Origin of the sequence: Bradyrhizobium sp. HKCCYLRH1030 (assembly GCF_051168395.1) — a bacterium.
In the GTDB taxonomy this organism is placed as follows: domain Bacteria; phylum Pseudomonadota; class Alphaproteobacteria; order Rhizobiales; family Xanthobacteraceae; genus Bradyrhizobium.
The window spans coordinates 1-12,251 of record NZ_JBNPUY010000017.1 but is presented as its reverse complement, the minus strand read 5'-3'; the positions used below and the strand labels follow the sequence as shown (position 1 = coordinate 12,251).

Below are 12,251 nucleotides of genomic sequence, written 5' to 3'. Positions count from 1 at the left end.
CCTATTCAGCAGGAACGGCAGTCGGTACGGCCCGCATCGCCCGTCGCGGAGCACCGACACGAAATCTCCGGTCGGCCAGCGAGATGAAGCCGCCGCAAGCCATCATCAGTGCGCCGATCCACACCAGCGGCACCAGAGGGTGATAGTAGCAGCGCACCGCCCACGCGCCCTTGTCGTCGGGATCACCGAGCGTCACGTAGACGTTCCAGATCAGGTTGGTTCGAATGCCGGCGGCGGTCGTCTGCTGCTGTCTGACGGGATAGAAGCGGCGCTCGCTGGAAAGCTGCGTGAACGGCTTGCCGTTCCGCGTGATGTCGAACGTGCCACGCTCGGCTTCGTAGTTGGGGCCTGGAAATTTTCCGATCGAGCGCAGCTTGATGTCGTAGCCCGCGAGCTGCAGGCTCTGGCCCGGCCGCAGCATCTGCACCTTCTCGCTGGCCCACGCGGTCATCCCGGTAATGCCTGCGACGGTGACGCCCATTCCCGCATGGGCCAGCACCAGGCCGTAGACCGCGAGCGGGGTGGTGCGCGCGAGGTTGAGCGAGGTCGCCAAGGGAGTCGTCATGCCGAGGCGGACGCGATGAGCCAGCACCATCAGCGAGCCGATCACGAGCCAGACGGCGATGCCGAAGAAGAACGCAACCAGGAAACGCTGTCCGAACGTCGCGATGAGGATCGCGACGGCAATGAATGCCGCAAGTCCCCCGGCCAGGCGGAGTCGTTGCAGGGCCGCAACGAGGAGATCGCGCTTCCATTTCAGAACCGGGCCGATCACCATGGCAAGCAGCAGCGGAACCATGATCGGAACGAACGTCAAGTTGTAGTAGGGAGGACCGACGGAGATCTTGTCGTTTCCGAGCATGTCGACGAGGAGCGGGTAGAACGTGCCGAGAAACACGGTGGCCGCGGCTGCCGTGAGCAGCACATTGTTGAGGACGAGGCCGCTCTCGCGGCTGACGGCTGCGAACAGCGCACCGTGCTTCAGGCTTGGGGCTCGGATCGCATACAGCGTCAACGCCCCGCCGGTCGCCACCAGGATGAGCGCCAGGATGAATGCGCCACGCGACGGGTCCTGTGCGAAGGCATGAACGCTGGTGAGCACGCCGGACCTCACCAGGAAAGTCCCGATCAGGCTCAATGAGAAGGTCACGATCCCCAGCAGGATCGTCCAGCTCTGGAGGGCGCTCCGACGTTCGACCACCAGGGCGGAATGCAGGAGCGCAGTCCCCGCAAGCCACGGCATGAAGGAGGCGTTCTCGACGGGGTCCCAGAACCACCAGCCGCCCCAGCCGAGCGTGTAGTACGCCCATGCGCTGCCCAGCGTGATTCCAATCGTGAGAAAGCACCAGGCCGCGAGCACCCACGGTCGGACCCAGCGGGCCCAGCTGGCATCGACCTTTCCCTCGATCAGCGCGGCGACCGAGAACGAGAACGCCATCGAGAAGCCGACGTAACCCAGATACAGAAACGGTGGATGAAAGGCGAGGCCAGGATCCTGCAAAATCGGATTCAGTCCGTTGCCTTCGAGGGGAGCATCGACCAGCCGCGCGAACGGATTCGACGTCGAGACGATGAACGCCAGAAAGCCGAGGCCGATCATGCCGTGCACGCCGAGAACGTTGCTCTGCAGCCGCTCCGGAAGGTTCGTTCCGAACAATGCAACTGCCGCGCCGAACAAGGAGAGGATCAGGACCCACAGCAGCATGGATCCCTCATGGTTTCCCCAGACTCCGGAGACCTTGTAGAGCAGCGGCTTCAGCGTGTGCGAATTCGCTGCGACGACCTGGACTGAAAAGTCGGAATGGACGAACAGCGACGTCAGGCATGCGAATGCGATCGCGACGAACAGAAACTGGGTCAAGGCAGCGTGACGAACGAAGCCGGCGATCATCGCGGATTGGCGGCGCAGCGCTGCGAACGGAACGATCGACTGCACCAGCGATACGAGGAGCGCGAGAATGAGCGCAAACGATCCGACCTCCGCTGTCATGTGGTATCTCCGACTGCAGCGGATATTCCTGCAGCTAACTATCAAGTGTCTGTGATGCGCCGACAATCAATGCGCCGAATGAGGCATCATTCGTACGGAATGATGATGATCCATCGACGTGCATCGTAGTGTAACTGCAACTCATTCGCACTCACGGCCGGAGAACGGTATCATCGGGGCGTCTTGGTACTTAGTGTTATATTCATTGAGATATAGCGTGCGAATCATCTGCCGCGCCGTCGAGCAGCGAACGCGACGTCGACCGCATGATAGGCAGGGTGGCGAAACGAAATCGTCCGCTATTCCAGAAGCTTGGCGATATCGCCGTGACCGCTGGCAGCGGCGATGTCGGTGGCACGTTCGCGGCGCTTGTTCCTCAACTGCTTTTCGGCACCGGCGGCGAGAAGGCTGTGCGCAATGCCGATATTCCCCTCATGGGCCGCCATCATCAGCGCGCTCATGCCCTGGCCGTTGCGCATGTTCGGGTCGGCCTTGCGCCTGAGAAGCTCACTGACGACATCCGCAAGCCCGGCGCGCGCAGCGAGGATGAGAGCGGTATTTCCGCCTCTTGTCGCGCGTTTCGGGTCGGCCCCATGGTCCAACAGAAGCAGCGAGGCCGCGGCGCTGCGGCCTTCGATGGCATTCAGCAACGGCGTCTTGTCGTCGGTGTCAGCGCGGTTGACGTCCGCACCTGCGCGGATCAGTTGTCCGATCGCGTGCGTATTGCCATTGCCGGCCGCGTGCCAGAGTGCGGTGCGGCCCTGCCCATCGGCGGCGTTGAGGTCGGATCTCTGAACGAGTTGCCGATCGAGCGGGCCATTTGGGCACGACGCGACCGCGATCATGAGTGGGGTCCGGCCGTCTGCCAACGCGGGCAGATTGCCGGAGGCGCCGTCGAGGAGCGCAGCGATAGCGGCGCCGTTGCAGCGGCTGAGCGCCATCAGTAGTGCGGTCGCGCCATCTGCACGCGCTGCAGACGGGTCGGCCGCCTTGGTCAGCAGCAGTCTGATGATGTCTCCATGATCCTTGTCCGCTGCCAGCATCAATGGCGTGTCGCCGCGCCGGTTGCCGGTGTTCGGATTGGCTCCCGAGGCGAGCAGGAGCTCCACCAGCCGAAGATGCCCGGCGGCCGCGGCGATCGCCAGAGGCGTATCGCCGTCCTCGTTGACCGCGTTGACGTCAGCCTTCGCAGCGATGAGCTGGCGCATCGGATCGAACTGGCCGCGCAGGGCGGCGTCGATGATAGCCGGATGGCCGTTTCGCATGGCGGCCTGCGCATCGAGCGTCGGGGGCGGCCTGCGCGCAGCTTCGCGCGCCGGCTCCCCGGCGCGCGGGCGCGCATTTCGGTTGACCATGTCGGCCAGCAACTGCTCGGCGGGCTGATAGCCGGCCGCCGCCGACTTGCGTAGCCAGTCCCGCGCCCGGTCGGGATCGGCCGGCGTTCCACGGCCCGCAAGCCACATCGCTGCGACATTATACTGCGCCTTGACATGTCCCTTCCTTGCGCTTGCCTCCATCCATTTGAACGCCAGCGTGTCGTCTGCTCTGGTGCCGAGACCGGCGCGGTAAAGTGATGCAAGTCGGTACTGCGCCTCCGGATTGCCGGCGCTGGCGGCGCGCTCGAGCAGCTTCAGTGCGTCCTCGGGATGTCCGGCGCGGATCGCGGCATCGGCCGCCTGGCTCGCGGATGCTTCGGAGCTCACGCCGGCCGGCGTTTCGCCGGCCGGGGCGACCGACGGCACGGTCGAGCCGACAAGACAGATCAGGGGGATGATGACGTAAGAGGACTTAAGCCGTGCCATATTTCGTCTCGACCTCGATACCCATGCTCTTCAGGAATGCGGTGGGCAGAATGCCGCCGACGCACACGATGACGGCATCGTTTCGGATCGTGCTCGTGCTGCCATTGGCATCGATCTCGACGTCGTCATCGCCGATCCGTTTGACTGACGAATTGTAGATGACGCGGAGCCGGCCCGATTGCGCGGCTGCTTCCGTCCGTTGACGGTTCTTCAGCTTGGCGCGACCGAACGACTCGCTGCGATGCGACAGGGTCACCGTCGTTCCAGGCTCATCGGCGATGGAGCATGCGGCTTCCAATGCAGCGTCGCCGCCGCCGACGACGAGCACGTGCTGGCCGCGATACTGCTCGGGGTCGACCAGTCGATAGACGACCTTGGTCTGCTCTTCGCCTGGAGCCTCCAGCTTGCGCGGCGTTCCGCGGCGCCCGATCGCCAGGAGCACGGCATGCGTTCTGTAGCTGCCGCGGTTCGTCCTGACGTCGAAGCCTTCTCCGACTCGCGTGACGGCCTCGACGCGTTCGCCGACGTTCACCTTGAGGCGGGATTTGCGCACGATGCTCATGAAGAAGGCGATCAACTGCTCCTTGCTGAGCTCTCTGAAGTTGAACTTGCCCGCGAGCGGCAGCGTGAAAGGTGCCGTCATCACCAGCTTGCCGCGGGGAAAGTGCGCGACGGTGCCGCCGAGCGAGTCCTGCTCGAGCGTGACGAAGCGCAGCCGATGCTGCAGGCAGGCGAGACTGGCGGAGAGACCGGCCGGACCGCAGCCGACGACCACCACGTCGAGCATATCGGACTTGCCGATGTTCTTGACCTTGCGGACGGAGTCGATCGCCTGGCGTCCCTGCTCGATGGCGTTGCGGACCAGCCCCATCCCGCCGAGCTCCCCGGCGATGAAAATGCCGGGCACGTTGGTCTGGAACGCTTCATCCACGTTCGGAATGTCGATGCCGCGCGTTTCGGTGCCGAACACCAGCGTGATGGCGTTCACGGGGCACACCGCCTTGCAGGCGCCGTGTCCGATGCAATGCGAAGGCTCGACCAGCGACGCCTTGCCGCCGATCAGGCCGAGAATGTCGCCCTCCGGACACGCCCTGACGCATGAGCCACAGCCGATGCACGAGGCAGGATCGATGATCGGATGGAGCGATGCCGGCTCGAGAAGACCGGCGTCCTTGGCGGCCGAGAGCTTCGCGACGCTCTTTATTTCCTTCCGCTTGCGCACGGCCATGTAAGTGGCCCAGACGCCGAGCATTGGCGCGGCGTAGACAATCAGGAGATCGATCGCCATGTCGTCTCTCTCTTTCTTACGAACTAACAGCGGAAGATAGAGAGTCGCCGACCGCGAACTCCGCGTGAAAAGGTCGGATGCGGTGCTAGATGCAAATTCCTCTCAAGAGATGCCGACATAGAAATTCCAGAATGATCTGACGTCTTGGAGACCAGGATTGGATCATTCGTTGAACAGATGCCGTCGGCGGAAATATGGCTCGCACTGATTTCGGACTAATGACGTCGGTGTCGGAAGACGGAGAGGGTTGTTGCAAGTGGTTATCACTAAGTTCTCTCTCGACTGAGATCCGGGGCTCCGCGAACGGGTCTGGCTTCCGCCGATCCGGCATTCGGGATTCACAGGAAACGTCGAGGTCATGAGCAGAGCAGCGGTCGCTCGCGCGAGCGGCAATCCTCTTCGAGGAACCATTCCGGTCGTCATCACGGTCATCGTCCTCGGAGCGATTGCCGTCGGGTGGCTGCAGAAGGAGGAGGAGTATATTACGCCGGGCTCCGGCACCGGATACTGGCTCGGGATCTACGGCAGCGTCGCCATGCTGTCGCTGCTGGCCTATTCGATGCGTAAGCGCTTCAAGTCGCTGCGCGGCATCGGCTCGGTGCCGTTCTGGTTCAGGACCCACATGCTGCTCGGGGTCATTGGTCCCGTGCTCATCCTATTCCATGCGAATTTCCAACTGGGGGCGCTCAACAGCAACGTGGCATTCTTCACCATGCTGATCGTGGCGATCAGCGGCGTGATCGGCCGTTACATCTATGGCAAGATCCATATGGGCCTCCATGGCGGGAGAGCGCGTGTCAAGGAGCTGCTCGCCGAGGCCGAGGCAATGCGAACGGAGCTCGGTGAGGAGATGCAGGCCGTCTCGTTCGTGTCGCGGGAGCTGGCTGCCTTCAGCAAGGGGCTCGACAACAAGGTGCCGCGAACTGCGTTGGGCAGCCTGCGGACCGGCGCGGTCATCGCAGCGCGGACGAGACGGCTGCGCGCCAATGTGGTTGCGGAAGCGCGCCGGCTCATTCGCGCCGAAGCCAAGCGCGCGCGATGGTCGTGGTCCGAGCGACGGCGTCGCGAGAAGCGAATCGAGGAGGTGGTGCGGCGTTACGCCGCCGCAGTGCGCAAGGCCGCTGAGCTGACGTTCTTCGAACGATTGTTTTCGCTGTGGCATGTGCTTCATCTGCCGCTGTTTTTTCTCATGCTGCTGGCGGGCGTCGTTCATGTCTGGGCCGTCCATCACTATTGACGGAGTTGCGTGATGCGGTGGCGTGTTGCGGTCGTTGTCGCCGTCCTGGCCGGCGTTGCCATGCTATCGGCCGGAGTTCGAGCACAGACGTTGCTGGAAAAGCTGGTCATGCCCGGCCCGCTGGCCGAGAAGCATGCCAAGCTCGAGAGCGAGTGCGGAAAGTGCCACGAAGCCTATACCCGGAAGGCACAGTCGGGCCTCTGCCTCGATTGCCACAAGGAGATTGCCGTCGATCGCAGGCAGCGTGAGCGCCTGCACGGACGCGACCAGGCGGCGCTGAGCCAGGAGTGCAGGCAGTGTCACACCGACCACAAGGGGCGTGGAACCGACATCGTCCAACTCGACAAGGAAACCTTCAACCACGACGTGACGAACTACCGGCTGGTCGATGCGCACAAGACCGTGCCTTGTGCGGGATGTCACGTCGCGAAGGTGAAGTTCCGCAACACGCCCTCGACCTGCTTCGAGTGTCACAAGGCGCTCGATCCGCATCGCGGCCGGCTTGGTGAACGCTGCGAGAACTGCCACACGGCGGTGAAATGGCGCGCGACCAAGGAGTTCGACCACACGAAGACCCGGTTTCCCCTCGTGGGCGCCCACAAGTCGGTCGCTTGTGCGACGTGCCACTCCGGCGAGCAATACAAGGATCTGCAGACGTCGTGCGGCTCATGCCACCGTCTTCAGGACGTCCATGGCGGCCGCTTCGGCGACAAGTGCGAGACGTGTCACGATCAGGAGAAATGGAAGACGGTCCGCTTCAATCACGACAAGACCCGCTTCCCGCTGCGAAATGCGCATGCCAAGGTGAAGTGTGAGAGCTGCCATACGGGTGATCTCTATCGGGACAAACTCGCGACGTCATGCGTGTCCTGTCACCGCAAGCAGGATCCGCATCAGGGCAAGCTCGGCGAACGCTGCGAGACGTGCCATAGCGATGCGGGCTGGCGGAAGAAGCTCACCTTCGATCACGAGATTACGCGTTTTCCGTTGATAGGTCTGCACAAGTCGGTGCCTTGCGAGGAGTGCCACCGGACGCCGACCTACAAGAATACGCCGATGGCCTGCGAAAGCTGCCACAAGGATTTCCACCAGGGGAAGCTTGGAGGGCGGTGCGCCAGCTGTCACAATCCGAATGGGTGGCGGCTTTGGCGTTTCGATCACGCGCGGCAGACACGATTCCCGCTGGTCGGTGTCCACCAGAAGATCACGTGCGAGGCCTGTCACAAGGCCAAGTCGCCGCCGGATCTGAAGTTGCCGATGGATTGCTTCAGCTGTCATCGCAGCTCGGACGTGCACAATGGCACCTTCGGTCAGACGTGCGAGCGCTGCCATGTCGCAACGGGATGGCGCAACGTTCAGATCAGGAACTGATTCGAACGGCTGCGTTGGCCGCACACGGCGTCTGAGATCGTGTCGAGCTGACATCGGCTCGCAGCGGCTATCAGTTCGCATGCAGATCAATGGCTTGCGTGATGAGCTTGCGGGACCATTGCGCGCGCGCGACGTCAGAAACCTTAACCTCCATTCAGCTTGAGTTCAGCTTGGCCCAGTTTTGGGCCAGCTTTGCGCGTCTCTGGAAGCCCTGTCGTAGGCGTAGCGAAGGCTGCGTGATCTGGCCGATGACTCCGTCGTCGCCCGATCGATGCAGCGCTCGATCAAGGGAGCACGGAGCGTTCCGAGTATTCGGTGGCTGGGGAAGACGTGCCGCCGGGCCGTAGGGGAAATCCGCAAGGGTGTCTTGGATTTGTCGGGGCGACCGCCGAGCAGCGGACGCTCAACGGTCTCGGCTGGATTGGGGTCGGCCGGTCTCCGTCGGATGTCCGGCTGGCGATCGAGTCGAGAGTGAAGAGCGGAGTTGGAGTTGAGCAGCTGCTACAGCAAGCTGGGGCTGGTGGCGCGAGCCTCGCACCGTATGGTGCAGTGGCTGCTCGCCTGTATGCTGCTCGCTCTCGTGTTGGCAGGGCATGCTGCCGCGCAGAGCTCATTCGACCATGTCTCGACAGGTTTTCCGCTGACCGGAAGCCATGTCGGGGTGGAGTGCTCGTCCTGTCACGTCGGCGGGCGGTTCAAGGGCACGCAGACGCAGTGCGCCAGTTGCCACAACGGCGCGCAGACGGCGGGCATGTCGGTCAACCACCCGATGTCCACGAGGCGATGTGAGAGCTGCCACCAGACCTCGACATGGAAGGACGTTCGGGCGATCGATCATACCCAGGCGAAGGCGTCATGTACGACCTGCCATAACGGCGTGATGGCACGGGGCAAGTCGAAGGATCACATCACGACGGCGGCGCCATGCGATGTGTGCCACAGGTCGACGGCGAGTTTTCGCATCAGAATGAAGATGGACCACGCCGGCATCGTCGCCGGTTGCGCCAACTGTCACAACGGGACGACGGCGCGCGGCAAGTCCAGCAACCATCTCCAGACCAATCTGCCGTGCGAGTCCTGTCACACCAGCACGGCGAGCTTCGGCGGCGCGGCATTCAAGCACGCGGCGACCGACACCAACTGCGCCACCTGCCACAACGGCAAGACCGCGATGGGGATGACGACGCCGCCGCACATCCCGACCGGGACGCTGCAGTGCTCGAACTGCCACAGCAACACCGCGGCGAGCTTCGCCACCTACACCATGAACCACGCCGCGGTGGCGACCGCGCGCTGCGACAGCTGCCACAACGGCAGCTACACCGGCCAGGGCACCAAGGGGGCCATGGGCACGGCGTCGTATCCGAACCACGTCGCCACCGGCGGCGCCGACTGCGTCAGCTGTCACAGCAAGGCGGCCTCGGGCGGCTTCACCAGCTGGGGCGGTGCCGCGTTCAAGCATGCCGCGACCGACACCAACTGCGCGACCTGCCACAACGGCAAGACCGCGATGGGGATGACGACGCCGCCGCACATCCCGACCGGCACGCTGCAGTGCTCGAACTGCCACAGCAACACCGCGGCGAGCTTCACCACCTACACCATGAACCACGCCGCGGTGGCGACCGCGCGCTGCGACAGCTGTCACAACGGCTCCTACACCGGCCAGGGCACCAAGGGTGCCATGGGCACGGCGTCGTATCCGAACCACGTCGCCACCGGCGGCGCCGACTGCGTCAGCTGCCACGCCAAGGCAGCCTCGGGCGGCTTCACCAGCTGGGGCGGCGCGGCGTTCAAGCATGCCGCGACCGATACCAATTGCGCCACCTGCCACAACGGCAAGACCGCGCAGGGCATGACCACACCGCCGCACATCCCGACCGGGACGCTGCAGTGCTCGAACTGCCACAGCAACACCGCGGCGAGCTTCGCCACCTACACCATGAACCACGCCGCGGTGGCGACGGCGCGCTGCGACAGCTGTCACAACGGCTCCTTCACCGGCCAGGGCACCAAGGGCGCCATGGGCACGGCGTCGTATCCGAATCACGTCGCCACCGGCGGCGCCGACTGCGTCAGCTGTCACAGCAAGGCGGCGAGCGGCGGCTTCACCAGCTGGGGCGGTGCGGCGTTCAAGCATGCCGCGACCGACACCAACTGCGCGACCTGCCACAACGGCAAGACCGCGCAGGGCATGACGACGCCGCCGCACATCCCGACCGGGACGCTGCAGTGCTCGAACTGCCACAGCAACACCGCGGCGAGCTTCACGACCTACACCATGAACCACGCCGCGGTGGCGACGGCGCGCTGCGACAGCTGCCACAACGGCTCCTTCACCGGCCAGGGCACCAAGGGCGCCATGGGCACGGCGTCGTATCCGAACCACGTCGCCACCGGCGGCGCCGACTGCGTCAGCTGTCACGCCAAGGCAGCCTCGGGCGGCTTCACCAGCTGGGGCGGCGCGGCGTTCAAGCATGCCGCGACCGACACCAACTGCGCGACCTGCCACAACGGCAAGACCGCGCAGGGCATGACGACGCCGCCGCACATCCCGACCGGAACGCTGCAGTGCTCGAACTGCCACAGCAACACCGCGGTGAGCTTTGCGACCTACACCATGAACCACGCCGCGGTGGCGACCGCGCGCTGCGACAGCTGCCACAACGGCTCCTTCACCGGCCAGGGCACCAAGGGCGCCATGGGCACCGCGTCGTACCCGAACCACGTCGCCACCGGCGGCGCCGACTGCGTCAGCTGTCACGCCAAGGCGGCGAGCGGCGGCTTCACCAGCTGGGGCGGCGCCGCGTTCAAGCATGCCGCCACCGACACCAACTGCGCGACCTGCCACAACGGCAAGACCGCGCAGGGCATGACGACGCCGCCGCACATCCCGACCGGAACGCTGCAGTGCTCGAACTGTCACAGCAACACCGCGGCGAGCTTCGCGACCTACACCATGAACCACGCCGCGGTATCGACCGCGCGCTGCGACAGCTGTCACAACGGCAACTACACCGGCCAGGGCACCAAGGGCGCCATGGGCACGGCGTCGTACCCGAACCACGTTGCCACCGGTGGCGCCGACTGCGTCAGCTGTCACGCCAAGGCGGCGAGCGGCGGCTTCACCAGCTGGGGCGGCGCCGCGTTCAAGCATGCGGCCACCGACACCAACTGCGCGACCTGCCACAACGGCAAGACCGCGCAGGGCATGACCACGCCGCCGCACATCCCGACCGGAACGCTGCAGTGCTCGAACTGTCACAGCAACACCGCGGCGAGCTTCGCGACCTACACCATGAACCATGCCGCGGTATCGACGGCGCGCTGCGACAGCTGTCACAACGGCAACTACACCGGCCAGGGCACCAAGGGGGCCATGGGCACGGCGTCGTACCCGAACCACGTTGCCACCGGTGGCGCCGACTGCGTCAGCTGTCACAGCAAGGCCGCCAGCGGCGGATATGTGAGCTGGGGCGGCGCGGCGTTCACCCACTCCGCGGCCAACACCAATTGCTCCGCCTGCCACAATGGTTCGAGCGCGAAAGGCCTGACCACCCCGCCGCATATTCCGGTGACGGGCGTGCAGTGCTCGAACTGCCACAGCAACACGGCGGCGAGCTTCGCGACCTACACGATGAGCCATGCTGCCGTGCATGCCACGCGCTGCGACAGCTGTCACAACGGCTCGTATCGCAGCCAGGGCCGCAGAGGTGCGCAGGGGCCGGATCACAGCGCCAAGACGCAGGATTGCGGATGCTGCCACGTGCGCGCCGCCGCCAACTTCTCCACCTGGGACGACGACCCGCAGAAGCCGGCAGCAGGCTGCTCCACGACGGCGCGGTCGGTGGTTCCGGCTCAGGCTCCGGCCGTCAAGGCGGTGACGCCGGCCTCGACCGCCAACCGGACGATGACGGCAGCAACGAATCCCGATGCAGCACCCGGTACGAGCGCCGCACCGGCTGCATCTCAGGCCGCTGCTGCGGCCGGCGCTGCCGCCAAGCCCGCTGCGCCATCCAGTTCGACGCTCCTGTTCAGCAGCAAGCCGCTGGCGAACACGGCTGCGACGTCGACGGCCCCGACAGCGGGGTCCGAAGCAGGGGCCTCCGCCAGTTCGTCCGGTTCCTCCAAGCCCGACAGTTCGGTCAAAGCTGGCGGCGCGACGACGTCCGTGCCGCAACCGTTGAGCACGCCGTCCCGAATGACATCCGCGACATCACCACTCTCGCCGAACGATCCCCGCGGCAGGCTCTTGCCGACCGATACTGGTAGCGACTCGCCGGAAGCGAAGAATGCCGGTCGGCTTCCGTCGCTGCTGCCGACGTTCAATCCAAGGGCAGGGCTTGCCGGATCGAGCACCACGGAGGCCGGCTCCAGATTCAATCACATGACGGCGCAAGGGCCATGCGCATCCTGCCATAACGGAATGACCGCGCCTGGCAAGCCGCCGAAGCACGTCGCAACCGCTGCGCCATGTGAGACCTGTCACAAGAGCACGACGACGTTCAGCGGCGCCCGGTTCAGCCACACCGGCACGACGGCGGCCTGCGCGAGCTGCCACAA

General features: G+C 64.8%; 5 protein-coding genes and 1 pseudogene. 3 read left to right on the top strand and 3 right to left on the bottom strand.

Going from position 1 to position 12,251, the window contains the following annotated elements; translation table 11 throughout:
• Position 1 precedes the first annotated feature (1 nt).
• From ACQR1E_RS31790 to ACQR1E_RS31780, 3 genes are all read right to left on the bottom strand, one after another.
• Positions 2-1,990, bottom strand: coding sequence for a heme lyase CcmF/NrfE family subunit (locus ACQR1E_RS31790; RefSeq protein WP_315754745.1), 1,989 nt, complete (start codon positions 1,988-1,990; stop codon positions 2-4).
• Between the two features lie 299 nt (positions 1,991-2,289).
• Positions 2,290-3,792 (bottom strand): ankyrin repeat domain-containing protein, encoded by a 1,503-nt coding sequence (locus ACQR1E_RS31785; protein WP_316165076.1) that lies wholly within the window; start codon positions 3,790-3,792, stop codon positions 2,290-2,292.
• Positions 3,779-5,080, bottom strand: a complete 1,302-nt coding sequence (locus tag ACQR1E_RS31780; RefSeq protein WP_316165077.1) for an NAD(P)-binding domain-containing protein — start codon at positions 5,078-5,080, stop codon at positions 3,779-3,781. The genes ACQR1E_RS31785 and ACQR1E_RS31780 overlap by 14 nt, the downstream gene beginning before the upstream one ends.
• Positions 5,081-5,438: 358 nt before the next feature.
• Here ACQR1E_RS31780 and ACQR1E_RS31775 point away from each other — a divergent pair, with 358 nt between their 5' ends.
• From ACQR1E_RS31775 to ACQR1E_RS31765, 3 genes and pseudogenes are all read left to right on the top strand, one after another.
• Positions 5,439-6,317: a pyridine nucleotide-disulfide oxidoreductase gene (locus ACQR1E_RS31775; RefSeq protein WP_316165079.1), complete on the top strand. Its 879-nt coding sequence runs from the start codon at positions 5,439-5,441 to the stop codon at positions 6,315-6,317.
• A gap of 12 nt (positions 6,318-6,329) precedes the next feature.
• A complete protein-coding gene (locus ACQR1E_RS31770; protein WP_316165080.1) occupies positions 6,330-7,688 on the top strand; it encodes a cytochrome c3 family protein in 1,359 nt (452 codons plus the stop codon).
• A gap of 490 nt (positions 7,689-8,178) precedes the next feature.
• Positions 8,179-12,251, top strand: a pseudogene (locus ACQR1E_RS31765) (hypothetical protein); the annotation flags it as partial.